Annotated in this window: 26 protein-coding genes; 12 read left to right on the top strand and 14 right to left on the bottom strand. The window is 64.9% G+C overall.

Features of this window, described 5'->3' with window-relative positions; translation table 11 throughout:
• The first annotated feature begins 58 nt into the window (after window positions 1–58).
• The 4 genes from AC1DW9_RS15220 to AC1DW9_RS15205 all read left to right on the top strand — a co-directional run bounded on the left by AC1DW9_RS15220 (window position 59) and on the right by AC1DW9_RS15205 (window position 5,073).
• Entirely contained in the window at window positions 59–1,000 is a 942-nt protein-coding gene (locus tag AC1DW9_RS15220) for an alpha-E domain-containing protein (RefSeq protein WP_069882628.1), read from the top strand.
• Between the two features lie 84 nt (window positions 1,001–1,084).
• Entirely contained in the window at window positions 1,085–1,912 is an 828-nt protein-coding gene (locus AC1DW9_RS15215) for a transglutaminase family protein (RefSeq protein WP_441506177.1), read from the top strand.
• A gap of 100 nt (window positions 1,913–2,012) precedes the next feature.
• Entirely contained in the window at window positions 2,013–2,762 is a 750-nt protein-coding gene (locus AC1DW9_RS15210; RefSeq protein ID WP_441506178.1) for a proteasome-type protease, read from the top strand.
• A gap of 85 nt (window positions 2,763–2,847) precedes the next feature.
• A complete protein-coding gene (locus AC1DW9_RS15205) occupies window positions 2,848–5,073 on the top strand; it encodes a putative bifunctional diguanylate cyclase/phosphodiesterase (RefSeq protein ID WP_441506179.1) in 2,226 nt (741 codons plus the stop codon).
• A gap of 12 nt (window positions 5,074–5,085) precedes the next feature.
• Here AC1DW9_RS15205 and AC1DW9_RS15200 read toward each other — a convergent pair whose 3' ends face one another.
• From AC1DW9_RS15200 to AC1DW9_RS15175, 6 genes are all read right to left on the bottom strand, one after another.
• Window positions 5,086–5,682: an exopolysaccharide biosynthesis protein gene (locus AC1DW9_RS15200; protein WP_113514166.1), complete on the bottom strand. Its 597-nt coding sequence runs from the start codon at window positions 5,680–5,682 to the stop codon at window positions 5,086–5,088.
• A gap of 77 nt (window positions 5,683–5,759) precedes the next feature.
• The gene (locus AC1DW9_RS15195) at window positions 5,760–6,029 is read right to left on the bottom strand and encodes an usg protein (protein WP_043237212.1); all 270 of its coding nucleotides are present in this window, start codon (window positions 6,027–6,029) and stop codon (window positions 5,760–5,762) included.
• Window positions 6,030–6,250: 221 nt separating this feature from the next.
• Window positions 6,251–7,852 (bottom strand): NTP transferase domain-containing protein, encoded by a 1,602-nt coding sequence (locus AC1DW9_RS15190; RefSeq protein ID WP_441506180.1) that lies wholly within the window; start codon window positions 7,850–7,852, stop codon window positions 6,251–6,253.
• On the bottom strand, window positions 7,849–8,541 hold the full coding sequence (locus AC1DW9_RS15185; RefSeq protein WP_113514162.1) for an XdhC family protein: 693 nt from the start codon (window positions 8,539–8,541) through the stop codon (window positions 7,849–7,851). The genes AC1DW9_RS15190 and AC1DW9_RS15185 overlap by 4 nt, the downstream gene beginning before the upstream one ends.
• Before the next feature lie 3 nt (window positions 8,542–8,544).
• Entirely contained in the window at window positions 8,545–9,174 is a 630-nt protein-coding gene (locus AC1DW9_RS15180; protein WP_441506181.1) for a LysE family translocator, read from the bottom strand.
• Entirely contained in the window at window positions 9,174–9,497 is a 324-nt protein-coding gene (locus tag AC1DW9_RS15175) for an XdhC family protein (protein WP_441491439.1), read from the bottom strand. Before AC1DW9_RS15175 ends, AC1DW9_RS15180 begins: the two co-directional genes overlap by 1 nt.
• Window positions 9,498–9,707: 210 nt before the next feature.
• Here AC1DW9_RS15175 and AC1DW9_RS15170 point away from each other — a divergent pair, with 210 nt between their 5' ends.
• Together AC1DW9_RS15170 and AC1DW9_RS15165 are read left to right on the top strand one after the other, a co-directional pair.
• Window positions 9,708–10,031: an esterase/lipase family protein gene (locus AC1DW9_RS15170; RefSeq protein ID WP_441506182.1), complete on the top strand. Its 324-nt coding sequence runs from the start codon at window positions 9,708–9,710 to the stop codon at window positions 10,029–10,031.
• A gap of 71 nt (window positions 10,032–10,102) precedes the next feature.
• Window positions 10,103–10,354 (top strand): hypothetical protein, encoded by a 252-nt coding sequence (locus AC1DW9_RS15165; protein ID WP_441506183.1) that lies wholly within the window; start codon window positions 10,103–10,105, stop codon window positions 10,352–10,354.
• On the opposite strand, the gene AC1DW9_RS15160 is transcribed toward AC1DW9_RS15165, so the two are convergent.
• The 7 genes from AC1DW9_RS15160 to AC1DW9_RS15130 all read right to left on the bottom strand — a co-directional run bounded on the left by AC1DW9_RS15160 (window position 10,351) and on the right by AC1DW9_RS15130 (window position 17,262).
• Window positions 10,351–11,553 (bottom strand): vWA domain-containing protein, encoded by a 1,203-nt coding sequence (locus tag AC1DW9_RS15160; RefSeq protein WP_441506184.1) that lies wholly within the window; start codon window positions 11,551–11,553, stop codon window positions 10,351–10,353. The genes AC1DW9_RS15165 and AC1DW9_RS15160 overlap by 4 nt on opposite strands.
• Window positions 11,554–11,607: 54 nt before the next feature.
• Window positions 11,608–11,982 carry a nuclear transport factor 2 family protein gene (locus AC1DW9_RS15155; protein ID WP_162768090.1) on the bottom strand — a complete coding sequence of 125 codons (375 nt, stop codon included), beginning with the start codon at window positions 11,980–11,982 and terminating at the stop codon, window positions 11,608–11,610.
• A 108-nt stretch (window positions 11,983–12,090) separates the two neighbouring features.
• Window positions 12,091–12,999, bottom strand: coding sequence for an AAA family ATPase (locus AC1DW9_RS15150; RefSeq protein WP_113514152.1), 909 nt, complete (start codon window positions 12,997–12,999; stop codon window positions 12,091–12,093).
• A gap of 30 nt (window positions 13,000–13,029) precedes the next feature.
• Window positions 13,030–13,413, bottom strand: coding sequence for a RidA family protein (locus AC1DW9_RS15145; protein ID WP_441476659.1), 384 nt, complete (start codon window positions 13,411–13,413; stop codon window positions 13,030–13,032).
• Window positions 13,414–13,492: 79 nt separating this feature from the next.
• The gene (locus tag AC1DW9_RS15140) at window positions 13,493–14,296 is read right to left on the bottom strand and encodes an FAD binding domain-containing protein (RefSeq protein WP_441506185.1); all 804 of its coding nucleotides are present in this window, start codon (window positions 14,294–14,296) and stop codon (window positions 13,493–13,495) included.
• Window positions 14,297–14,313: 17 nt separating this feature from the next.
• Window positions 14,314–16,677: a xanthine dehydrogenase family protein molybdopterin-binding subunit gene (locus AC1DW9_RS15135; RefSeq protein ID WP_441506186.1), complete on the bottom strand. Its 2,364-nt coding sequence runs from the start codon at window positions 16,675–16,677 to the stop codon at window positions 14,314–14,316.
• Window positions 16,678–16,761: 84 nt separating this feature from the next.
• Window positions 16,762–17,262, bottom strand: coding sequence for a (2Fe-2S)-binding protein (locus AC1DW9_RS15130; RefSeq protein ID WP_113514142.1), 501 nt, complete (start codon window positions 17,260–17,262; stop codon window positions 16,762–16,764).
• Window positions 17,263–17,620: 358 nt separating this feature from the next.
• Between AC1DW9_RS15130 and AC1DW9_RS15125 the strand changes: the two genes are divergently transcribed.
• The gene (locus AC1DW9_RS15125) at window positions 17,621–18,964 is read left to right on the top strand and encodes a methyl-accepting chemotaxis protein (RefSeq protein ID WP_441506187.1); all 1,344 of its coding nucleotides are present in this window, start codon (window positions 17,621–17,623) and stop codon (window positions 18,962–18,964) included.
• Window positions 18,965–19,070: 106 nt separating this feature from the next.
• Here the strand turns inward: AC1DW9_RS15125 and AC1DW9_RS15120 are convergent, their stop codons facing one another.
• Window positions 19,071–19,523 (bottom strand): SRPBCC family protein, encoded by a 453-nt coding sequence (locus AC1DW9_RS15120; protein ID WP_069880024.1) that lies wholly within the window; start codon window positions 19,521–19,523, stop codon window positions 19,071–19,073.
• A 166-nt stretch (window positions 19,524–19,689) separates the two neighbouring features.
• Between AC1DW9_RS15120 and pcaB the strand changes: the two genes are divergently transcribed.
• Genes pcaB through pcaC form a run of 5 tightly spaced genes read left to right on the top strand, consistent with a single transcriptional unit; the run spans window position 19,690 to window position 23,921 of the window.
• Entirely contained in the window at window positions 19,690–21,054 is a 1,365-nt protein-coding gene (gene pcaB / locus AC1DW9_RS15115) for a 3-carboxy-cis,cis-muconate cycloisomerase (RefSeq protein ID WP_476769990.1), read from the top strand.
• Between the two features lies 1 nt (window position 21,055).
• On the top strand, window positions 21,056–22,315 hold the full coding sequence (locus AC1DW9_RS15110) for an aconitase X (RefSeq protein ID WP_441506189.1): 1,260 nt from the start codon (window positions 21,056–21,058) through the stop codon (window positions 22,313–22,315).
• Complete coding sequence (locus tag AC1DW9_RS15105; RefSeq protein WP_441506190.1) at window positions 22,306–22,716, top strand: aconitase X swivel domain-containing protein; 411 nt, start codon at window positions 22,306–22,308, stop codon at window positions 22,714–22,716. Before AC1DW9_RS15110 ends, AC1DW9_RS15105 begins: the two co-directional genes overlap by 10 nt.
• A gap of 19 nt (window positions 22,717–22,735) precedes the next feature.
• Window positions 22,736–23,515 (top strand): 3-oxoadipate enol-lactonase, encoded by a 780-nt coding sequence (gene pcaD, locus AC1DW9_RS15100; RefSeq protein WP_441506191.1) that lies wholly within the window; start codon window positions 22,736–22,738, stop codon window positions 23,513–23,515.
• Between the two features lie 10 nt (window positions 23,516–23,525).
• Window positions 23,526–23,921 carry a 4-carboxymuconolactone decarboxylase gene (gene pcaC, locus AC1DW9_RS15095; RefSeq protein ID WP_441506192.1) on the top strand — a complete coding sequence of 132 codons (396 nt, stop codon included), beginning with the start codon at window positions 23,526–23,528 and terminating at the stop codon, window positions 23,919–23,921.

Raw genomic sequence — 23,921 nt, 5'->3', positions numbered from 1 at the left:
TCCGCATTCCCGCTTCCAGGACGCAGCCCCGCGCATTGCGAAAAGGCCGGATCTGACCATGCTCTCCCGCACCGCCGACAGCCTCTACTGGGTCTCCCGCTACGTCGAGCGCGCCGAATATCTCGCCCGCATCCTCGATGCGACGATGCGGCTCACCAACCTGCCCTCGTCCTATGGTGGCGCCGGGACCGAATGGCACAGTGCGGTCGCGACCGCCGGTTGCGAAGAGACCTTCGCCAAGGCCTATGGCGAGGCGAATGAGCGCAATGTCTGCGATTTCCTCACCTTCAACCCGGATAACCTGTCCTCGATTCGCAATTGCTTCGCGCTGGCCCGCTCGAATGCTCGTGCGGTACGCACCGCGCTCACCTCGGAAATGTGGGACGCGCTGAACAGCGCCTGGCTGGAACTGCAACGGTTCGAGAAGAAGCGCATGGACCGCGAGGAGTTCGCCCGGTTCCTCGACTGGGTGAAGAACGTCTCACTGGTCTTCGACGGCTCGGCCTACCGGACCATGCTGCGCGACGACAGCTACTGGTTCTCGCGGCTCGGCGTCTATATCGAGCGCGCCGACAACACCGCCCGCATCCTCGACGTGAAATACCATGTGCTGCTGCCCGAGAGCGAACAGGTCGGCGGCTCGCTCGACTATTTCCAATGGACCACGGTGCTGCGCGAGGTCTCGGCACTGACTGCCTATCACTGGGTTTATCGCGAGGCCGTGAAGCCGCAGCTGATCGCCGATCTGCTGATCCTCAACCGCCGGATGCCGCGCTCGCTCGCCGCCTGCTACGAGAACATCTCACGCTTCCTCGACGCTCTCGGCGATGCCTATGGCCGGCACGGCCCGGCTCAGCGCCAGGCTCGCAAGACGCTGGCAAGCCTTTCGAACGCGCGCATCGACTCCGTCTTCCAGCACGGGCTGCACGAATTCATCGAGGATTTCATCAGCGAGAACGGCCGCCTCGGCCTCACGATCTCGGAGCAGTATCTGCAATAAAGAACGCGGCGGGCTCGCCTGCCCGCCCGCAGAACACTAGATATGGACCGGAAACCAACGCGCCCGTCGAGACAGCGATCGCCCATGCGGATCAGGATTTCCCACTCGATTACCTATGCCTATGACGAGCCCGTACGCCAGCTGACGCAGATTCTGCGGCTGACCCCGCGCGATCATGACGGCCAGCATGTGATGTCCTGGCGCATCGAGCCGACCGTCGACGGAAATCTGCGCGCGGGCCAGGATGCGCATGGCAACATCGTCCATACCTTCTCGGCCGATGGCCCGATCTCCGATCTCGCGATTCATGTCGGCGGCGTCATCGAGACTCTGGATCTGGCCGGTGTCATTCGCGGAACGATCGAGCGCGTGCCGCCCGAAGTGTTCCGGCGCGATACCTTGCTGACGACGCCCGACGACGCCTTGCGCGACTTCGCCGTGGCGGCAACGCGCGCCGACTCGACACCGCTCGCCAAGATGCACGCGTTGACAGAAGCGCTGCACGACTTGCTTGCCTGCGACCGTTCCGGCCAGCGTACCGGCGTAGGGGCTGCAGCCGCCTTCGCGGCCCGCGGCGGCATCCCGCAGGATCTCACACACGTTTTCATGACCTGCGCGCGCCAGCTCGGAGTCCCTGCCCGCTACGTCTCCGGCTATGTCGCGCAATCCGATGCCCTGCCCGAGGCGGAAGGGGCGCATGCCTGGGCCGAGGTCTATCTCGAAGATTATGGCTGGATCGGATTCGATTGCGCCAACGGCTTGTGCCCGATCGACACTCATGTCCGCATCGCAGCCGGCCTCGATTTCGCCGATGCGGCGCCTGTCCGCGGTGCGCGCAAGGGCGGCAGCGGCGAAAACCTCGCCGTGCTGGTCAGCGCCCGCGCTGCGAACGCACAGCTCGCCAATCAATAGGCTACGCGATTGCGACCGCCACAGCAGCCAGGGCGGCCCGATCAAGATTTCCCGGCGCGCATGAACGCGCCTGGACCGGCAAGCTGAAGGAACCGACCCCGTGACCTATTGTGCCGGACTTCTCGTGCAGGACGGGCTCGTGATGATCGCCGACACCCGCACCAATGCCGGGCTCGACGACATCTCGACCTTCCGCAAGCTGCATGTCTTTTCCTGGCCGGGCGAACGCAGCTTCGCGCTGGCGACGGCAGGCAATCTCTCCGTCACCCAATCGGTGGTGAGCCTGCTCCATGAAGGACTTCTCAATCCCGAGACCGGAGAACTCGATACGCTCCAGAGCGTTGGCTCGATGTTTAGGGCAGCGCAGCTCGTCGGCCGCGCCGTCCGCACCGTCAGGGAGATGGACGGTCCGGCCCTGGCGGAGGCCGGGCTGAAATTCGATATCTCTCTCCTCTTTGGAGGCCAGATCATGGGCCAGCCCATGCGGCTCTTCATGGTCTACGGCGCGGGAAACTTCATCGAATGCGGCATGGACGCGCCCTTCCTCCAGATCGGCGAGCACAAATATGGCAAGCCGATTCTGGACCGCGCCGTGACCTTCAAGACCCATCTCTACGACGCACTGAAGGTTGGTCTGATCTCGATGGATTCGACGATGCGTTCGAATCTCGGAGTTGGCCTGCCGATTGACCTGATCGTAATGCGGCGAGATGGCGAAGAGCCCGAGCTCAATCGGCGTATCGAGGCGGGGGAACCCTATTTCCACGACCTGCGCGAGCGTTGGTCCGCGGCACTGCGCGCGGCGCATCAGGCGATCCCGCGACCTCCTTACGGACCATCCGGAGGTTGAAATTTGATGTCTGCCTGCCCGTTTAGCAACCGGATATCAAGAATCGGCTGCAAAGGTGCAGGTTCCGACGGTTCTGAGACCCTTGATGCATTCGCCCTTTGTCGCGAAGACGACCAACGCGGACTCCTCGGCGCGGATGCTCACCAGCACCGTGACGACGCTCGCCTGTGCCTTTTTGCTGGTCATGGCTGCAGCGATCACCGTCGTCCTGACGATTGCGCATAACGCGAATACCGTCGAAGCAACCCGTCAGCGCGACCGGATCGAGGCCGCGATGGAGAACCAGCTTCGGCTGCGGCGCCTACGGCTGGAAAGCCTGGCGTCTACCGGCACGCTTCAGGCGGCCTTCCACCCGGCCATTCCGGCGGCAACACTGAGGTGGGCCTTCACGAAGCTGAGCCAGCGCTTTGAGGAATTTGACGGCGTCTATCTCGTCACCAGGAGCGGCCGCGTCCTGGCAGGCGTCGAGAACAACGTCGAAGCCTATCAGGCGGGCTACGAGGGCCTGCGTCTCTTTGACCCCACACTCCCGAGCCCGTCACAAAAGCCAGCGAACGACAATGCAGCCACCCGCGCAGGGTTCATGCCAGGCTTTCGTTCGAGCCTGATCTATGATGGCCACGAAGTCCTGGCCATTTTGACCGCCGATCTCGAGCAGCTTCTCAATCTCCACCTTCTGAAGGCGGACGCGCCGGTCAACCTTATCGGCTATCGGCGCGTGACGAGCACGATCTTCGACGAGATGGCCACGCGCTATCGCATCAACGGCCTGCGCATCACCCGGACGATGCCAGCCAATCCCTTGGTGCGCCGCGACCTCGCCGCCCCCGACGGCGTCACCAGGGCCTGGTTGACCTGGACACCGGAGCGCCCCGGGGATGCCATGATCCGGCAGTTCATCTGGGCGCTGGCGGCAGCCGGGCTGATCTTTGCCGGCATCCTGCTCTATGCGATCCGCCGTCTGCGCGGAGCGGCCAATGAAATCCGGCTGCGCGAAGTGCAGATCCAGCGCCTTGCCGCACAGGACGAACTGTCGCTGCTGCCCAACCGTCGGACCTTCGATCTCAGGCTCGACCAGGAGCTGGCTCAGATCAGCCGGACCAAGACCGGGCTGTCCGTACTCCTGCTTGATCTCGATCGCTTCAAATCCGTCAACGATACCTATGGCCACAAGGCCGGCGACGAGCTGATCCGGCAGGTCGCCGAACGACTCGCAGGCGTCATGCGGACCGGCGATACCGTCGCTCGCATTGGCGGCGACGAGTTCGGCATCATCCAGACCAACCTGCACGATGCCAGCGGCAGCGCTGCACTGGGAGAGCGCATTCTCGAAGCGCTGACGCGCCCCTTCAACCTGATGGGCATCGACACCGTGATCGGTTGCTCGATCGGCATTGCGCTCGCTCCCCAGGACGGGCACGACCGCGAGACGCTGCTCAGACTGGCCGATACGGCGCTCTACCAATCCAAGAACGAGGGCCGGAACCGCTACTCCTTCTTCGAGCCGCGCATGAACCGCGCGCTCCAGATGAAGCGCGTGGTCGAAGAAGACCTGCGCAAGGCGATAGCAAGAGACGAGCTGCAGCTGCACTTCCAGCCCCAGGTCTCCGTCGACGGAACCGTCATCACCGGTGTCGAGGCCCTCGTGCGGTGGCCACATCCGCTCCATGGCATGGTTCCCCCCTCGGAGTTCGTCGCCATCGCGGAGGAGCGCGGGCTGATCGTGCCGCTGAGCGAATGGGTGCTGCGCCGCGCCTGCCTCGAGGCAAAGCACTGGCCGGAGTTGCGGCTTGCCGTGAACGTCTCGCCGGTGCAGTTCCGACACAAGGATTTCGTCCAGAATACCATCCGGATCATCGAGGAAACCGGTTTCGATCCGAGCCGTCTCGAGCTGGAGCTGACTGAAGGCGTCGTCGTCGAAGACGCCGACGCCGCCGAGGCCGCGCTGATGGATCTGCGCGCCTATGGTGTCGGCCTCGCGCTCGACGATTTCGGGATCGGCTATTCCAGCCTGATCTACTTGCGGCGCTTCGCCTTCGACAAGATCAAGATCGACCGGTCCTTCCTGGAATATATGGAGACGACTGGCGAATCCGCGATCCTTGTCCACTCGATCGTGCATCTCGGCCGGGCTCTCGGCCTGCGGGTCTGCGCCGAGGGCGTCGAGACGCCCGAGCAGCACCGCTTCCTGCAGGCGATCGGTTGCCACGAACTGCAGGGCTTCCTGTTCTCCAAGGCAGTTCCGCCTGAGGAGATCGAGCGGCTGCGCGCCCTCGACATGCCATTCGCCGCCAGTCTCGTTGCCGCCTGACCGGGCCGATCGTCAGATCAGTTCGGAGATTCCGCTGACGATCGCGTAGGCAAATCCGGCGCTCAGGACAAGGCCGCCAATACCGACCAGCGTCCCCGCGATGATGAACAGCCCGTCGCGCTCGACCAGCCCCAGCCCCACCAGGCACACGGCAAGACCGAGCGGGATCTGTCCGATGAACGGTGCCGACACCACGAGGCCAAGCGCGAGGATCAAGATCAGCAGGCCAAGGATCGGGATCGCGACCGTCCCTCCCAGCATCGTCAGGCGCGGCCGCGAAATCCGTTCCAGCCGGACCAGTGGAGGCAACGCGCGCGACACGGCCTTCGCCAGTTCCGGTTTGCCGATGGTCTTGTCGAGCAGCCCCTCGGGCAACCACGGCATGGCGCGCCCGGCCAGCATCTGCGCCGCCACGAAGGCAAGCACGAGCCCGCAGACCAGCGGAATGGGCGGCGGCATAGGCAGGCAGTTCGGCAGCCCGAGCAGGACCACGAGCAGTGCGTAGGTCCGATCCTTCAGAGCTGCGACGATGGTTCCGACGGGAATACGCTCACCGGGTAAGGTCGCGAGAGCCGTCAGCAGTCCGGATGTGCGCAAGGGCGATGACAAGCGTGATGGTCTGCCATTGGGGAGCTGCGACCTAGCACGCTCGCCCTTTGCCCAACAAGCGCCCTTGGCGCAGACGCTCAATGCAGCGTCAGCACGCCGTTGACGTTTACGATCTCAGCCGGCCTGAGCAGACGCGAATGCGCAACGACCACTGAATGCAGCGGTCCATCGAGTTCACGACGCCAGAAGTCGAGGAAATCGCGGAGCACCGGAAAGCGCGGCGCCACATCATAATGCTGCCAGATGAAAGTCTGCAGCACACTGGGATGATCCGGCATGCGATAGAGGATCGTCGCCGTGGTCAGTCCGTAGCCCTTGAGCTGCTTTATGAAGTCCTCTGATACCATCGCCCCCTCCCTCGTCGCGATGCGATGAAAGTGTAGCCGATTTCTTGAGGCTGCGCCTGCCTGGTTAACAAAAGCCTGCAAAACCAATGCCAAAGCGACAGCACATCGCCTGCATCCGCGACCATCGTTGGTCGCCGCGGCGCGAGCGGGCCCCCCCGCGTGGCTGCGCGTATCTAGGTTACAGCGTACAGCCCGCGGGCAATGTCAGGTCTACCAGGGCTCTATCCCGTCAGTGCCTTCAGGGCCTCAGGCGTATCGACATCGATCGCAATCGCGGGATCGTCGAGCGGCACCTCCACGACCGACTCTCCGGCGGCGTCCAGCAGGCGGCGAGCCCCCTGGTCGCCCGAGAGGCGCTCCACCGCCGGGAAAAGCGCACGCGACAACAGCGCCGGGTTGCCGCGCTGACCGAACAGGGTTGGCACCACGGCGAGAGCGTCGGGCCGGTCGGCGAAGGCCTCGGCCAGCCGATTGATCACCTGCGGGGTCACGTTCGGCATATCGCCGAGCGAGACCACCGCACCCGGGACATCGTCCGGCAAGGCTCTGAGGCCGGCGCGGACCGAGCTGGATAGGCCGGCCGCGAAATCGGGGTTGTCCACAAATGCGACATCGAGCCCCGCGAGCGCCGCCCTGACCTCGGCCGCCTGATGCCCGGTGACCACCAATACGGGCGCAGCGCGGGAGGCGAGCTGCGCCTTCACGGCATGACGAACGAGAGGCTCGCCACGTACCGTCTGCAGCAGCTTGTTGCATTCCCCCATCCGGGTCGAGCGCCCGGCCGCGAGCACAAGCCCGGCAACGGGTGCCACAGCCTGATGGCCAGGTGCACGCGGCTGCGGCCGCGTGACGATCTCCATCAGCAGGCCGCCGACCCCCATCTTCTGAATGTCCGCACGGGTCACGGGAACACCGGCTAGCGCGCGCTGCAGCACCCAGTCGAACCCATTCTCCTTGGGCGAACGGGCGCAGCCCGGCGCGCCGATCACCAGCTTGCCGTCAAGATCACCGAGCAGCAGCAGGTTGCCGGGGTCGACCGGCATGCCGAGATGTTCGATGCGGCCGCCTGCCTCTTGCAGAGCCAGCGGGATCACGTCGCGGCGATCGGTGATCGCCGAGGCACCGAAGACGACGACGATATCGGCAGGTCCCGCCACCGCCCTGCGGATGGATTCCGCGAGCGGCCCCGATTGATGCGGCACACGCTCGTCCGATTCGACCCTTGCACCTGCCGGAGCAAGACGCTCCGCCATTACCCGCAGCGTCTTGTCGACCACCGAAGGCTTGAGACCGGGCAGTAATGTCGAAACCACGGCCACCGATTTGAGGTGGTATTCGGTGACCGCGATCGGCCGGATCGCTCCGATCCGCCCGATCGCGTCGTCGACGCGCTGACTCGGGACGCCATAGGGAATGATCTTCACGGTGGCGACCATTTCGCCCGCAACGACCGCTCTGAGGGCTGGCAGCGTCGCGACGGTGATGGCCTCGTCGATCGTGTTGAAGGCGTCGAGCGCCGGCACGTCGAGCATCAGAACACCCGCAGTCGCGGCAAAGAGATTGACCCTGCCGGTAAAGGGAGCCTCGGTCACCACGCCGCGCCCGGCGAGCGCCCGGGCAAGACGTTCGGCAGCCACATTCTCGTCGACGTCGCCGGCTTCGAGCTGGACTGCGACCAGTTCGGTGACGCCAGCTCCCGCCAGGCGGCGCGCATCATCCTCCGTGATCGTCGCCCCCTTGCGGACGATGACCTCGCCTGCCCGCACCGAATGCGCCGTAACGGAGCCGACGGCATCGGCGATAGCGACCGGGCCGAATTTCATGAGAGTGCCCTGCGCGGGCCACGCAGTGTCATCACGATCTCACCGAGAATGGCGAGCGCGATCTCTGATGGAGAGACCGCGCCGATGTCCAGGCCGATCGGCGCATGGATGCGGGCCAGCGTCGCCTCATCGAAGCCAGCCGCCGTCAGGCGCTCGATGCGCCTGCCATGCGTCTTCCGGCTGCCCAGCGCCCCGATATAGAAGCAGTCCGAGCGCAAGGCCGCCTCCAGCCCGGGATCGTCGATTTTCGGATCGTGGGTCAGGGCGACGAAGGCGGTATAGCTATCGAGGCCGAGCTGCTTGATCGCTTCATCCGGCCACTCCGGCAGCAGCGTCACGTCGGGAAAGCGTTCGGGCGTAGCAAAGGCGGTCCGCGGATCGATGATGGCGACATCGAGATCCAGCAACTTCGCCATCGGCGCCATCGCCTGCGAGATATGCACCGCACCGGTGACCACGACGCGCGGCGGAGGCACCTGCACGGTCAGGAAGTAACGTGTCCCCTCCGTCTCGACCGTACCGCTCTTGCCGGTACGCAATTGCTTGTCGAGCAGGCCAGCCAGCGGATCGGTCGCGAGATCGGCCTCCCCTACCAGCCGTTGAGCACCGCTGCCGATATCAGTGACCAGCACTGCGGCACGGCGGGCGGCGCGCTCGACATTGAGCGCGGAGAGCAGCGAAAGATCCATGCCTCAGCCCCTGTCGGTCGCAAGCTTGACGCCAAGGCCGATCATCAGAGAACCACCGAGCCAGCGGCCGAAGGCAAATCCGGACTTGGTCTTCTTCATCGTCTTGACGACCGCCGATGCTCCCAGCACCGTCACGAAATCGGCCGAGGAAAAGGCGAAATTCACGATCGTGCCGAGGATCAGGAACTGCGCCCAGACCGGCAGGGACGCCGCGGGGTTAACGAACTGCGGCAACAACGCGATGAAGAACAGCGCCACCTTGGGGTTCAGCACCTCGACGATGAAGGAATCGAGCAACGCCCGTTTCACGGTCTTGGGCGGCGAGACATCGACATCCGTTCCGCCGAGCCTGGAGCGGATCATGCCGATGCCGAGCCAGACCAGATAGAGCGCGCCGGCGAGCTTCACCGCGACATAGAGTTCCGGCACATGCTTGAACACGGCCGAGAGGCCGAAGGCAGCTGCGATGACATGCAGGTAGCAGCCGAGATGGATGCCCAGCATCGCCATGAAGCCAGCGCGGCGGCCATGAGTAATCGTCTGCGCCGCCGTGTAAAGCAGAGCCGGGCCGGGGAAATAAGCGACAGCGATCGTCAACACCGCGAAGGCGGCAAGTGTTTCCCAGGAAGCCATCAGTGCACCTTCTCGACATAGACCCGAATGCGACCGCCGCAGGAGAGACCGACCTTCCAGGCCGTCTCGTCCGCGACGCCGAATTCAAGCGTGCGCGCCTGTCCATCGGCGATGACGTCGGCAGCCTCTTCCACCACGGCGCCCTCGACGCAGCCTCCGGAGACCGAGCCGAGGAAATTACCCTCTTGATCGATGACAAGATGCGAGCCCACCGGGCGGGGGGCGGAGCCCCAGGTCTCGATCACAGTGGCAAGCGCCACGCCGCGCCCGGCCTTGGCCCAACTCTCGGCCGTGGCGAGAATATCGGTGTCGGTACTGATCATGGCTATCGGTCCCTGTTCGGCCCGCGGCGCCGGAGCGCAGTTTAGACGCACCGCATCATACGCGCGAGCGGGCCGCGAGCCCCGCCTACTTAAGCATAGTCGCCGCAGGTTTCGAGCATGCGGCGGGCATCCGGATGGCGAAAACACGTGCCCCTCCTCGACCTACGGTAACGATCCCTCTATCCAGCGCGCAGTAAGGCATGGCGGCCCATGGACGGCATCGTTCTACTGCACGGCATTGCGCGGCGCTCCGGATCGCTCTCGGGGCTCGAACGCATTCTGAAGGCCGATGGCTACGGGACCCTGAACCTCGACTATCCCGCGCGCAGCAACGGCCTCGACGACATTGCCTCGCAACTGCATGAGCCGATCGCGCGCTTCAGCGGCGGGCTCGACGGCCGACTGCATTTCGTCACTCATTCGATGGGAGGGCTAGTGGCGCGCTCCTATATCACCCGCCACCGCCCAGAGCGGCTCGGCCATGTCGTGATGCTGGCGCCCCCCAACGAGGCAGCGAGATCGCCGATCTGCTGAAGGGAAACCCGCTCTATCGCGCGTTCTTCGGTCCGGCCGGCGCGGAGCTGGTTACGGCAAGGCCGGAGCAGTTGCTCCGCATCCTCGGCCCAGTCGACTATCCGCTCGGCGTGATCGCTGGCCACCGCTCGTTCTATCCACTCTCGTCCCTGCTATTGCCGCGGCCAAATGACGGCCGGGTCTCGGTTGTGCGCACCCGCGCCACCGGGATGAGCGATCACATCACGCTGCACGCGACACATCCACTGATCATGCGCAACCGCGAGGCGATCGAGCAGACGCGGCACTTCCTACAGCATGGCCGCTTCAGCAGACCCGCCTAGCCCGCCTTCTTCAACCACAGGCGTGGATCACTTCTCCGGTCTGCGTCCGGCGAGAGTGCGGCGCAGAGATCAGCCATCGCCGCGAGGTTGTGAATCGGCCTGAACGAATCGACATGCGGCAGCATCGCCCGGATGCCGCTGGCCCGCGCCTGAAAGGCATCGAAGCGCAGCAGCGGATTGAGCCAGACGAGCTGGCGGCAGGAGCGGTGCAGCCGGTCCATCTCGAAGGCGAGCTCGCCATCGAGATGTCGCTCCAGCCCGTCGGTGAAAAGCAGCACGATCGCCCCGCCCGAAAGCACGCGCCGCGACCAGACGCGATTGAAGCTGTGCAGGGCATCGGCAATGCGGGTGCCACCTTCCCAGTCCGGCGCTGCCCTGCCGGCAAGGGCCAGCGCCTCGTCAGGGTCCCGCGCCCTCAGGCCCCGCGTGACATTGGTCAAGCGCGTGCCGAAGACGAAGGAATGCACCCGGCGGCGCTTCTCCGTGATCGCGTGCAGGAAATGCAGAAAGATGCGCGAATACTCTGCCATCGAGCCCGAGATATCGACGAGCGCGACCACCGGGGGATGGATCTCGGCGCGCTCGCGAAATGCGAGGTCGATCGAGCCGCCTCCCCCCCTGAGCGAACGCCGGAAGGTGCGGCGTGGGTCGATGCGCGCGCCGACATGCGATGCCTGGAAACGCCGCGTCGGCACGGTATCCCGCGGCAGGCGCAGCTCGGACATCAGCTGCTTGGCCTTGGCGATCTCCGCCGCACTCATCTGGGCGAAGTCGCGTGACTTCAGCATTTCGCGATCGGAGACGGTCAGGCGCGCCGAAAGCTCGGTCAGTTCGACCGGGGGTTCGTCATGCTCGTCTCGCGGCGGAGCAAATGCTTCAGCGACCCGCAACGCACCCGCTTCCGCCTTCTCCGGCTGACTATCCGCCCCCGGAGAGACGGGGGACATTTGCGCCATGATCTTCTCGATCAGATTGCGCCGCCGCCAGAACAGACGAAAGGCCTGGTCGTAGATCACGCTGTCCTCGTGCCGCTTCACGAAGATCGCATGCAGCGCCCAGTAAACGTCGTCGCGTGCACCGAGCGCACCATCCGCCAGCGCCTCGACGGCCTCGACCACCGCCCCCGCACCAACGGGCACACCGGCGATGCGCAGCGCCCGCGCGAAATAGACGATGTTCTCAGGCAGCTTGCCGGTCACGAGGTTCTCACCGTCATGGTAGACGCGGATCGCCGGCCAGGGCTTGCCGCGCGATCACGCAGCGGTCTCGGTCATGAAGACCTTCTGCGCAATGACCCATTTGCCGTCGACTTTTACGAAGGAGAGCAGATCCGTGAAATAGCGCGGCGGCATCTGGCATTTTAGCTTCACCAGAGCCAGGGCCGGGCCCACGAGATCGATGGTCAGGATATGGTCGCTGCGCTCCATCCCAGCAGCCTTCGGAGACTGGCGATTGCGCACGGCCTCGAACCACTCGGCGCGCGGCACGATCTTCAGTTCGCCGTGGAGCGATTGGGTCAGTGCGCTTGTCGGATGAAAGATCTGGCTCAGCTTGCCGACATCGCCCTCATAGAGCCCGTCGAGATAAGTCCAGGTAGCKGCTTCGATCGCCTTGATGTCGTCGTTCATCGCTTGCTCCATCATGCGCGGGCCGGTCCCGCGCATCCACCTGCTGCGACGCGAATGAGAGGAAAGACCTGGGTCGGTACACAAGGCCTGTCCTCACGGCAGGCGCGCCTATCCCCGCACGTCGGCCTTCACCTGGTCCAGCAGTTCCTTCACCTTCGAGCCCTGCATCGCCTGGATGTCGTCCTGGTACTTGAGCAGCGCCCCCAGCGTGTCCGAGACGATCGCGGGGTCAAGCGCGACTGCGTCGAGTTCGACCAGCGCACTTGCCCAATCGAGTGTCTCCGCGACGCCCGGCGCCTTGAACAGCTCCTCCTTGCGGATCGCCTGCACGAAGGCGACGACCTGCTTTGCCAGCTTGGCCGGGGCCTCCGGTGCGCGCGCTTTCAGGATGGCAAGCTCGCGAGCCGTGTCGGGGTAGCCGACCCAGTGGTAGAGGCAACGGCGCTTCAACGCGTCGTGGATCTCGCGTGTACGGTTCGAGGTCAGGATCACGATCGGCGGCTCCGCCGCCTTGATCGTGCCAAGCTCGGGAATCGTCACCTGCGCGTCGGCCAGCACCTCGAGCAGGAAGGCCTCGAAGGCCTCGTCGGTGCGGTCGAGTTCGTCGATCAGCAGGATTGGCGCCCCGCCCTCCTGCGGCTCCAGCGCCTGTAAGAGCGGGCGCTTGACCAGATAGCGCTCCGAGAAGATGTCGGATTCGAGTCGGGCACGATCCCCCGCAGCGCCACCCGCCTCCGCGAGACGGATCGCCATCATCTGGCCCGCATAGTTCCACTCATAGACTGCGGAGGCGAGATCGAGCCCCTCATAGCATTGCAGCCGGATCAGGCGCCGCCCGAGCGCGGCCGCCAGCACCTTGGCAATCTCGGTCTTCCCCGTGCCGGCCTCGCCCTCCAGCAGGAGCGGTCGCTTCATGCGCAGAGCCAGATAGAGCACAGTCGCCAGCGCCCGATCGGCGACATAGCCCTGCGATTGCAGGAGAGAAAGCGTGGCGTCGATGGAACCGGGAGTTTTCAAGGGCTTCTCGCGACAAAAGAGCAGAGCCGGTCAGGCGGCAGCTATGGCCTCGATCTCGAGAAGCCAAGCCTCGTCGAAGATCCCAGCGATGACGACGGAGAGCGCAACCTTCCGGTCGCCGAGGATCTCCTTGCGCGACTGCCGGCTCTCGGCGGCATAGCGGCGATCGGAGAGAAAGGTCGTGACCTTGACGAGGTTGTCGAGCGTCATGCCGGCAGCGTGCAACTGGGCCTCGATATTGCGCCAGACCAACCGTGATTGCTCGGCAAAGCTCTCCGGCACCGTTCCATCGCGCGTGCTCGGAATCTGCCCGCTGATGTAGAGCTGTCGGCTCGCGCCGGAAACCAGCAGGGCCTGGGCATAGCCGCCGGCTGCTTCGGGCGCTTCGGGCGCCGTGATGACCATCTTGTCCATGTTCCGCTCGCAACCAGCCAATCAGCAAAAATCCTCCCCTGTGTGGGGGAGGATTCCGTCGCAGGTCAATCGGCTTCGGCTATTTGCCCGTCGCCCTGGCAACCGCTTCCCGTGCCATCACGCCAATCAGATGGGCCCGATACTCGGCATCGGCATGCATGTCGGCATTGATGCCCTTGGCCGTGTGCTTGATGCCATCGAGAGATTTCGCAGCGAACCGGGCCTTCAGGGCGGCCTCGGCCTCCGGCCAGCGGAAAACGCCGCCTTCGCCGGCTCCCGTCACCGCGACACTGACCTCCGAGCCCCGCTTGGCCACGAAGACGCCGACCAGTGCATAGCGGGAAGCCGGGTTGCGGAACTTGGCGTAGCCCGCCTTCGACACTAGCGGGAAGGAGATCCTGACAACGATCTCGCCCTCCTCCAGCGCCGTCTCGTAGAGGCCGGTGAAGAACTCTTCGGCCGTGAGCTTGCGTTTGTTGGTGACAATGGTGGCGCCGAGCGCCATGAGCGCCGCCGGATAATCCGCCGCCGGGTCGTTATTGGCGACAGAGCCGCCGATCGTGCCACGATGGCGCACATGCGGGTCGCCAATATGCGAGGCGAGATAGGCCAGCGCTGGGATCGCCTCCCGGACGACAGCCGAGTCCGCCACTTCGGCATGGGTCGTCATCGCACCGATGACGACATTGCGCCCCTTGCGCTCGATGCCCTTGAGATCGGCGCAACCGCCGAGATCGACGAGGTGTGTCGGCGACGCGAGGCGCTGCTTCATGGTCGGCAGCAGGGTGTGCCCGCCGGCCAGCAGCTTGGCATCCTCCTTCTTGGCGAGGAGGCCAGCGGCCTGGCGGGCCGTGGCCGGGCGATGATAGGTGAAAGCGTACATCGTGTTGTCCTTTCAGATCACTCGGCGGCCATTCGCTTGATGCTCTTCTGCGCTGCGCGCCAGACCACCTGCGGCGTTGCCGGCATGGTGACCTCCTCATGGCCGAGCGCATCGGTGATGGCGTTGATCACGGCCGGCGGGGAGGCAATCGCGCCCGCCTCGCCGCAGCCCTTGATGCCCAGCGGGTTGGACGGGCACGGCGTCACCGTCATGCCAACATCGAAGGACGGCAGATCGTCCGCGCGCGGCATGCAGTAATCCATGAAGCTCGCAGTCACGAGCTGGCCGTCCTGATTGTAGCGCGCCCCTTCGAGCAGCGCCTGGCCGACGCCCTGGGCAATGCCGCCATGGACCTGGCCCTCGACGATCATCGGGTTGATCACGATGCCGAAATCGTCGACGGCCGCCCAGCGCTCGATTCTGGTGATGCCGGTCTCGGGATCGATCTCGACCTCGCAGATATGGACGCCGGCCGGGAAGGTGAAGTTCGTCGGATCGTAGAACGCACCTTCCTTCAGCCCCGGCTCGAGATCCTGCCCGTTGAACTTGTGGGCGACATAGGCCTGCAGCGCACAGGAGCCGAAATCGAGCGTCTTGTCCGTGCCCTTCACGCGGAAGTTGCCATCCTTGAAATCGATATCGGCCTCGTCCGCCTCGAGCACATAGGCCGCGACCTTCTTGCCCTTGGCGATGACCTTGTCGACAGCCTTGGCGATCGCGGACATGCCGACCGCGCCCGAACGGGAGCCGTAGGTACCCATGCCCATCTGCACCTTGTCGGTGTCGCCATGGATGATCGAGACATTCTCGATCGGGATGCCGAGCCGGTCGCTGACGAGCTGGGCAAAGGTCGTCTCATGGCCCTGGCCGTGGCTGTGCGAGCCGGTCAGCACCTCGACGGTCCCAACGGGGTTGACCCGCACCTCCGCCGATTCCCACAGGCCGACGCCAGCCCCCAGCGAGCCGACCGCAGCCGACGGTGCGATACCGCAGGCCTCGATATAGGAGGAGAAGCCGATGCCACGCAGCTTGCCGTTGCGGGCCGAGTCGCGCTTTCGCTTGGCGAGCCCCTTGTAGTCGATGATCTCCAGCGCCTTCTTCATCGAGGCAGCATAGTTGCCGGTGTCGTACATCATGATCACCGGCGTCTGATGCGGGAACTTCTTGATGTAGTTCTGCATCCGGAACTTGGCCGGATCCTTGCCGAGTTCGCGCGCCGCAATCTCGACCAGGCGCTCGACCACGAAGGTCGCCTCCGGCCGGCCGGCGCCTCGATAGGCATCGACCGGAGCCGTGTTGGTGTAGACCGCATCGACCTCGCAATAGATCGCCGGGATATCGTACTGGCCCGACAGCAACGGGGCGTAGAGATAGGTCGGCACCGAGGACGAAAAGGTCGAAAGGTAGGCGCCGAGATTGGCCGTCGTCTTCACCCGCATGCCGATCATCTTGCCATCAGCGTCGGTCGCGAGCTCGGCATGGGTGACATGGTCGCGGCCATGCGCGTCGGAGAGGAAGGCCTCGGTACGGTCCGAGGTCCATTTCACCGGCCGGCCCACCTTCTTGGCGGCCCAGACGCAAACCGTCTCCTCGGCATAGATGAAGATCTTGGAGCCGAAGCCGCCGCCGACATCCGGCGCGACGACACGCAGCTTGTTCTCCGGCGCAATGCCGATGAAGGCGGAAAGGACGAGCCGCGCGACATGCGGGTTCTGGCTCGTTGTGTAGAGCGTGAAGGCGCCCTCGCCCTGGTCGTAATCGCCGACAGCCGCGCGCGGCTCCATCGGGTTCGGCACCAGGCGGTTATTGACGAGGTCGAGCTTCGTGACGTGCTTGGCCGCCTTGAACGCCTTTTCGGTCGCAGCCTTGTCGCCGAGATGCCAGTTAAAGACCGTGTTGTCGGCAGACTCGGCATGGACCTGGGTCTTCGAGCTCGCGGCACTCGCCGTGTCGACCACCGCCGGCAGCACGCCGTAATCGACGTTGATCGCCTCAGCCGCGTCCCTGGCCTGCGCCAGCGTCTCGGCCACCACGACCGCGACATGGTCGCCGACATAGCGGACCTTGCCCTGCGCCAGCGCCGGGTGCGGGCCGGCCCGCATCGGCGAACCGTCCTTGTTATGGATCATCCAGCCGCAGATCAGCCCACCGATCTTATCGGCGGCAAGATCCTCGCCTGTATAGATCCCAAGCACGCCCGGCATCGTCGCCGCGGCCTTGGCGTCGATCCTGTTGAGCGTGGCATGGGCATGCGGCGAACGCAGGAAATAGGCGTAGGTCTGGCCCGGCCTGTTGATGTCGTCGGTGTAGCGGCCCTGGCCGGTGATGAAACGGTGATCTTCCTTGCGGCGGACAGCGGCGCCGATTCCGGTTGCGGACATGGTGTTCCCTCCTCGCACAGCGCCTCTGGCGGACGCCTCATGGCTTGAGAACCGGCCTGCGCGGGAGCGCGCCGGCCGAAGGCGTCACTCGGCAGCCTTGCGCGTCGGCGTCGCCGCCTTGCCCATCGCCTCCGCCCCGGCAGCGATCGCCTTGACGATGTTGTGGTAGCCCGTGCACCGACAGATATTGCCATCGAGATCATCACGGATCGTCGCTTCATCGAGCGAATGGCCACGACGGCTCACCATATCGACCGCAGCCATGATCATGCCTGGAGTGCAGTAGCCGCATTGCAGGCCGTGATGCTCGCGAAATGCCTCCTGCATCGGATGCAGCACGCCGTTCACGGCGAGCCCTTCGATCGTCGTCACCGTGGCGCCATCGACCGAAAGAGCAAGCGTCGTACAGGACTTCACGGCTTTGCCGTCGAGATGGACCACACAGGCACCGCACTGGCTGGTGTCGCAGCCGACATGCGTACCGGTCAGTCGTAGGTTCTCGCGCAGGAGCTGCACCAGCAGGGTGCGAGGATCAACATTCGCGGTGACGGCCTTGCCGTTCACCGTCAACGAAACCGTGGCCATGAGCACATCTCCTGGGACCCTACGTCCGGCGCCCGGCCAGTGACCCTCCCAGCCACTGAAATCCGGAGCCGGAGCCGTTCGCGAAACCTCTAGCCTCATCAGGCAGTTTTTTCTTGGAACAGCTCGAAACGGAATGTGGACCCGGGATTTTGCGCGGTCAAGCGCGATGGCGACAAGATGAAGCGGCGATTTTGCGGACTTTGAGTGCTGTTTTCGCCAAACATCAACGCTGCACTGCAACAAACACACGCGTACGAAAACGCGCGCGAGAACGGCCTGCATTCGCAGAATGTTAACGCCGGAGATCACAGCTTTGCTGATCGCTATCGAAGCCTTGCTCGGGATCATGAACGTGTCGGTGTCGACCATCTCTGATCAAATCCAGCGGCGCCTGCGCGCCATCGGCTTCGACGAGGCCCAGCGCGAGCGCCTGCGAAGCTATCGCTCCATTGTGGACCGTGTGATCGAGGGCCTCGTTGCCAAGGATTTTGCCCGTGCCTTCGTGATCCATGCGCCCCTGCGCAGCACGGTGGAGCCCGTCGCCGAAACGCTCTATCCGGCCGAAGCCGCACATTTCAAGCAGCTGTTCGATGGAGAGTTCGGCGAAGCCTATTGCAATTCGATCGAGCGCTTATGTGTGCTGGAGCGCGTGGCCAAGGTCGGTCCACGCCCGCGGGTCTCGATCGCCTTCGCATTGTACCAGGCGATCTCGGTCGCCAGCCGTTGGCGCCTTGTCCTGTCGCCGAAGAAGGTGGGCCGCGATCTCTACATCATCGAGCGGATCCTGACCTACGACATCAATACCGCGATCACGATCGATCAGCAGATCGAGGCTGGCGAGGCCGAACGGCGCGGACAGGCCCTCGACAACGCCGCTGCGCTGATGAAGTCCCGCATCGGTCAGCTCGATACGACGATCAGCGGCGCGGTCGACCAGTTCGTCTCGACCTCGTTCGAGACGACCGAAGCCACCACCTTCATCAAGAATCAGATCGGTAGCCTCGCCCACGCCTCCGCCCTCGTGCGCGAAAAGGCGATCCAGACGGCTGCCGCCACAGAAGAGATGTCGGCCAATATCGCCGAGATCGGACACCGCGCCCGGCAAAGCCTCGCGATTGCCAATCGGGCCGTCGACGACGCGGAGGCGATGAATTCGGCCGTCGCAAGGCTGCGCGAGGTCACCGGCAGCATCGGTACCGTAGTCGGGCTCATCGCCGATATCGCGGCACAGACCAATCTGCTCGCGCTGAACGCAACCATCGAGGCCGCACGCGCCGGGGAGGCTGGCCGAGGCTTCGCGGTCGTCGCCTCCGAAGTGAAATCGCTGGCGACCCAGACCGCCAGCGCGACGCAGGATATTGCCCGGCAGATCGCCGAACTGGCCGCCAGTGCCGAGGTCTGCGGCGTCCGCTCTGCGTCGATCGGCAAGACGATTGGTGAGATCAGGGGCGATTCCGAAGCGATCTCGGATGCCGTCGCCCAGCAAAGCTTCGTCACGACCAGCATCGCCCGCGATGCGGCCGAGGTCGCAAACAGCTCCGACGAAGCCATCGCCAGTGCGACCGCCGTCAATGACGGACTTGCCACGACGGCAAGAGCGCTCGAGCGTGCCAACACAGCCGCGTCGGACATCGCGCTCCAGATCGGAGCGGCGGAAGCGTCCGTCAGCGAGGCTCTCGCGTCGCTGCGCAAGGCCTCGTAGATCACCGAACCGGATAGTGTATCCGGTTCGGTGATCTAACCTCCTGCGTTTGCATCGGATTTTCCGAGAACCGCATCCACGTTTCGGGCCGATGCTTTGGGCGCGCTCAGCCTTCGCTGACCGCCTTGGCGAAATTCGCAAAGAATTCGTCGGCAAGCTTCTTCGAGACCGAATCGATCAGTCGGGATCCAAGCTGCATCAGCTTGCCGCCGACCTGCGCCTCGACCTCGTAACTCAGCAATGTCTGCCCTGCTTCCGCGTCACTGAGCACGACCTTGGCGCCGCCCTTGGCGAATCCGGCGATCCCGCCCTCGCCCTCGCCCGCGATCCGGTAGCCATTCGGCGGATCGAGATCGGCAAGCTCGACCTTGCCGCGGAAGGTCGCCTTCACCGGCCCGAGCTTGACCTTCACCACCGCCGAGAAATGCGTATCGTCGTCCTTGGTAAGCTGTTCGCAGCCGGGAATGCAGGCCTTCAGCACCTCGGCATCGTTGAGCTTTGCCCAGACCACATCCTTGCTGGCGGGTAAGGTGACCTCGCCATTCATCGTCATCGCCACGGCGTCACTCCTCCATCTTGGCTGCGCCGAACGGCCCATATTGCGGGCGAGCGCGCCTCGGGTCTATCCAAGGACCCATTGGTCTATCCTTGATCGGAAAGCGCCAGCCTAGACAAGGGGAGCGAGCCTGCATTGCGCCACGCATTTCCGAACACGCGGAGCCGCCATGACTGACCTGCCCGGTCTCTATGGCGAGCTCTTCGCCGATCACGAGATGGCAAGCCTGTTCGAAGACCGGGCACTTCTGCAAGGCATGCTGGATTTCGAGGCCGCGCTCGCTCGCGCCGAAGCGGCCGCCGACGTCATCCCCGCGGCCGCCGCCGACGTGATCGCGGCGGCCTGCAAGGCCGAGCTTTATGACATCGGCGCCATCGGCAGGGCCGCGACTCTTGCAGGCAACCCCGCAATCCCGCTGGTCAAGCAATTGACCGCCCAGGTCGCTGCGGTCGATCCGGAAGCGGCCAAATGGGTGCATTATGGCGCAACCAGCCAGGATGTGATCGATTCCGGCCAGGCCCAGCAATATCGCACGGCCTACCGGCTGATCCTCCGGCGCTCCGCCCGTCTCGCCCACGCCCTCGCCGAACTGACGAAGCGCCATCGAAACACTCCGATGATCGGGCGCACCTTCCTCCAGCATGCCGTGCCGATCAGCTTCGGCGTCAAGGTGGCGCAGTGGCTTGGGCCGATCGTTCGCTTCCATGACGATTTCATGATCTACGGCCAGGCTTCGCATCAGTTGGGCGGAGCAGCCGGGACCCTGGCCTCGCTCGGCGACAAGGCTGAAGCCGTGCTCCAGAATTTCTGCAGGACGATGCCGGCGATCGGCGCAGTCCTGACGCCCTGGCACACGGAGCGGCACCGGCCGGCGCGGATCGCGGCCGCGCTTGGCATCGTCCTGGGGCATCTCGGCAAGATCGCCCAGGACACGGCGCTGATGGCGCAGACCGAAATCGGCGAACTGGCCGAGCCGGAAGCGCCCGGAAAGGGCGGCTCCTCCGCCATGCCGCACAAGCGCAACCCGGTGCTGTGCACGCTGATCCTCGCCGGAGCGAAGCGCGCTCCGGGGCTGGTCTCGACCATGCTCGCAGCGATGCCGCAGGAGCACGAGCGCGCCATGGGCGGCTGGCATGCCGAATGGCGCACGCTTGCCGAACTCTTCATCATCGCCGGTACGGCACTCCATCAAAGTGTGGCGCTGATCGAGGGCCTGCAGGTCTTTCCGGAACGGATGCGGCAGAATCTCGAGCTCACCCACGGCCTGGTCATGGCCGAGCGGGTTTCGCTCGCGCTTGCGGCGTCGATCGGCCGGGCCGAGGCGCATCACCTGCTCGAGGAGGCAAGCCGCGACTGCGTGGCCAGCGGCAGGCATCTCAAGTCCATTCTCGCCGAGCATCCGGCGCTCGCCGGCCGCCTTGGTGAAAACGAACTCGACATCTTGTTCGATCCGGCGACCTATCGCGGAGCGAGCGACTGCATCATCGACCGGATACTCGCGCTCTACGAAGAAGAGCGCGAGTATATGGACTGACATGCTGCAACTGACCGACGAGGAGCGGGCGATTGCCTCCGGCGCGCGAGGCGGTGGCTCAGCGATGGCCTTGCGTATCGTCGCCGAAGCCGCTCGCCTGATGGGTGCACGGAGGTTGATACCCGTTGCCTCGGCCCATATCGACGGCGCGCTCTACCACGGTGATTCCGGCACGCTCTTCGCGGAGAAACTGGTCGAGGGCGGCGCCAGGGTCGCTGTGCGGGCGACGCTGAATGTCGGCTCCCTCGCCCCCGCCGGCTGTGCCGTGATCCGCCTCGCCGCACATCAGCGCGATATGGCGGCCCGCATGATGCGCGCCTATGAGGCGATGGGCTGCGAACCGAGCTGGACCTGTGCGCCCTACCAGGCCGGACACCGCCCCGCACAGGGCAGCGACGTCGCCTGGGGCGAGTCGAATGCCGTCGTCTTCTGCAACTCGGTGCTGGGCGCGCGCACCAACCGCTATGGCGATTTCCTCGACATCGCCTGCGCGATTGCCGGGCGCGCCCCGGATTACGGCCTCCACCGCGCCGAGAACCGTGTCGCGGAGTTGCTGCTCGACGTCGGAGGGCTCTCGAAGGAGCTGCGCCGGTCGGATGTGTTCTATCCCGTGCTCGGCACCTTTCTTGGACGCGCTGCCGGGAGCACGGTCGTCGTCATTGAGGGGCTTCAGGATTGTACGACCGAGGACCGTCTAAAGGCGCTCGGTGCGGCTGCTGCCTCGACCGGAGGCGTCGGCTTGTTTCATGTCGCCGGTGTCACGCCCGAAGCTCCTGATCTCGCCACGGCACTCGGGGACCGCCCCCCGAAACAGCGCATCGTGCTGACGCATCTGGAGGTGCAGGCGACCCTTGCGCGGCTCTCCACGGCAGGCACCACCGACCGTATCGACGCAGTCGCGATCGGCTCGCCACACCTTTCCCTGAAGGAGATGGGTGAGCTGGAAAACCTGCTCGCGGACCGCACGCTCTCTCGCCCGCTTTACGCCAATACCGGTCGCCACGTGCTCCAACCTCTGGAAGCGCAGGGGCGCCGCAAGCGCCTGGAAGCCGCCGGCGTCATCTTCGTCGTCGATACCTGCGTGGTGGTGACGCCGATCCTGCCCGAGATCGAAGGCGCGGTGCTGATGACGAACTCCGGCAAGTTCGCGCAATATGCACCGGGCAATACCGGCTACGCCGTGACCTACGGCTCGCTCTCCGAATGCGTCGAGAGCGCCGTCGCCGGTCGCCTCGTCAGGGAGCCCCGGACATGGTCTTGAAGGGCGAAATCCTGATCCCCGGCGGCGACGTGAAGGGCGAGTGCCTGGCGCTCAGCGCAGCAATCAGCTTCTGGGGCGGCGTCGATCCGCGCACGGGCATGATCATCGATGCGCGCCATCCCGAGCGAGACCGCAACATCGCTGGCACTGTGCTCGCCCTGCCCGGCACGATCGGTTCGTCCTCTGCCTCGGCCGTGCTGCTCGAACTCGTCCATGCCGGGAACGCGCCCGCGGCGATCCTGATGGATGCGCCCGATGCGATCCTGCTGCTCGGCCTCGTCGTCGCGCGTGAGATGGGTTGGCCGACGCCGCCGGCTCTGCGGCTGCCCGCATCGCAGCAAGCGGCGCTTGCAGGTAAGACGCTTCTGATCAGCAGCGACGGCAACATCGCGGTACAATAGGCCAGGGAGAGACAGGACGATGCCGATCGAGACCATCCGGGGCGAGCCCTTCAATATCCGCTTCGACGGGCCTGAGGACGCACCTGTCCTGATGCTCTCGAACTCACTCGGCACCGATCTGCACATGTGGGATCCGCAGATTCCCGAATGGACCAAGCAGTTCCGCGTCCTGCGCTACGACTCGCGCGGCCATGGCAAATCGACGGCGCCAGACCGGCCCTATTCGCTGGCCGAACTCGCCGGCGACGCGATCGGCATCACGGACCATTTCGGCCTGGACAAGGTGCACTGGTGCGGCGTGTCCATGGGCGGAATGGTCGGGCAATGGCTCGCAACCCATGCCCCCAGGCGGCTCCACCGCGTGGTGCTGGCCAACACCTCCGCCCGGATGGGACCGCCCGATCTCTGGAACGGCCGCATCCGCAATGTCCGCGCCAATGGCATGGGGCCGCTGGTGCAGTCGACGCTGGAACGCTGGTTCAGCCCGGGTTTCCGCGAGCGCGACGGAAAGACCGTGGAGGCCGTGAGTGCGATGCTCACGACCACGCCACCGCTCGGCTATGCGGGCTGCTGCGCCGCGATCCGCGACATGGATCAGCGCGAGGCGATCTCGGCAATCGTCCTGCCCGTGCTGGTGATTGTCGGCGCGCTCGACCCGGCCACACCGCCCGCCGTCGGCCAGCAGATCGCCGATTCCATCCACGGTGCAGAGCTTGTCACGCTCGATGCCGCCCATCTCTCCAATCTCGAGCAGCCCGAGGCCTTCGGCCGGGCTGTTCTCGACTTCCTGAACGCCTGAGGAGGCCGCCATGGACGACGCCACCCGCTATGCCAATGGCATGAAGACCCGCCGCGCCGTGCTTGGTGAGGCCTATGTCGACAAGGCCAGTGCCGGTGTCACCGAGTTCAACCGCGACTGGCAGGAGTTCATCACCCGAACCGCCTGGAACGACATCTGGAACCGGCCGGGGCTGATCAAGCGTGAGCGCTCGCTCATCGTGCTTTCGATTGCAGCCGCGCTCGGCTCCTGGGGCGAGTTCCGAATCCATGTCCGTGGCGCATTGAACAACGGATTGACGCGCGACGAGATCAAGGAAGTGCTGATGCAGACAGCGATCTATGCCGGCGTGCCAGCCGCCAATCACGCCTTCAAGGAAGCGGCCATCGTCTTCGCCGAGGTCGCCGAGGAAGCCGGAGAGGTCTGA

It is taken from the genome of Allobosea sp. P4_E12 (assembly GCF_056401655.1).
The sequence above is the reverse complement of the archived record's forward strand: the minus strand, read 5'-3'. Positions and strand labels throughout refer to the sequence as shown.

Excerpts from the sequence above, each read along its gene's own strand:
- AC1DW9_RS15220 (WP_069882628.1), top strand. The coding sequence starts at position 59 with ATGCTCTCCCGCACCGCCGACAGCCTCTACTGGGTCTCCCGCTACGTC.
- AC1DW9_RS15215 (WP_441506177.1), top strand. The coding sequence starts at position 1,085 with ATGCGGATCAGGATTTCCCACTCGATTACCTATGCCTATGACGAGCCC.
- AC1DW9_RS15205 (WP_441506179.1), top strand. The coding sequence starts at position 2,848 with ATGCATTCGCCCTTTGTCGCGAAGACGACCAACGCGGACTCCTCGGCG.
- AC1DW9_RS15195 (WP_043237212.1), bottom strand. The coding sequence starts at position 6,029 with ATGGTATCAGAGGACTTCATAAAGCAGCTCAAGGGCTACGGACTGACC.
- AC1DW9_RS15190 (WP_441506180.1), bottom strand. The coding sequence starts at position 7,852 with ATGAAATTCGGCCCGGTCGCTATCGCCGATGCCGTCGGCTCCGTTACG.
- AC1DW9_RS15185 (WP_113514162.1), bottom strand. The coding sequence starts at position 8,541 with ATGGATCTTTCGCTGCTCTCCGCGCTCAATGTCGAGCGCGCCGCCCGC.
- AC1DW9_RS15180 (WP_441506181.1), bottom strand. The coding sequence starts at position 9,174 with ATGGCTTCCTGGGAAACACTTGCCGCCTTCGCGGTGTTGACGATCGCT.
- AC1DW9_RS15175 (WP_441491439.1), bottom strand. The coding sequence starts at position 9,497 with ATGATCAGTACCGACACCGATATTCTCGCCACGGCCGAGAGTTGGGCC.
- AC1DW9_RS15170 (WP_441506182.1), top strand. The coding sequence starts at position 9,708 with ATGGACGGCATCGTTCTACTGCACGGCATTGCGCGGCGCTCCGGATCG.
- AC1DW9_RS15145 (WP_441476659.1), bottom strand. The coding sequence starts at position 13,413 with ATGGACAAGATGGTCATCACGGCGCCCGAAGCGCCCGAAGCAGCCGGC.
- AC1DW9_RS15140 (WP_441506185.1), bottom strand. The coding sequence starts at position 14,296 with ATGTACGCTTTCACCTATCATCGCCCGGCCACGGCCCGCCAGGCCGCT.
- AC1DW9_RS15135 (WP_441506186.1), bottom strand. The coding sequence starts at position 16,677 with ATGTCCGCAACCGGAATCGGCGCCGCTGTCCGCCGCAAGGAAGATCAC.
- AC1DW9_RS15130 (WP_113514142.1), bottom strand. The coding sequence starts at position 17,262 with ATGGCCACGGTTTCGTTGACGGTGAACGGCAAGGCCGTCACCGCGAAT.
- pcaB (WP_476769990.1), top strand. The coding sequence starts at position 19,690 with ATGACTGACCTGCCCGGTCTCTATGGCGAGCTCTTCGCCGATCACGAG.
- AC1DW9_RS15110 (WP_441506189.1), top strand. The coding sequence starts at position 21,056 with ATGCTGCAACTGACCGACGAGGAGCGGGCGATTGCCTCCGGCGCGCGA.
- AC1DW9_RS15105 (WP_441506190.1), top strand. The coding sequence starts at position 22,306 with ATGGTCTTGAAGGGCGAAATCCTGATCCCCGGCGGCGACGTGAAGGGC.
- pcaD (WP_441506191.1), top strand. The coding sequence starts at position 22,736 with ATGCCGATCGAGACCATCCGGGGCGAGCCCTTCAATATCCGCTTCGAC.
- pcaC (WP_441506192.1), top strand. The coding sequence starts at position 23,526 with ATGGACGACGCCACCCGCTATGCCAATGGCATGAAGACCCGCCGCGCC.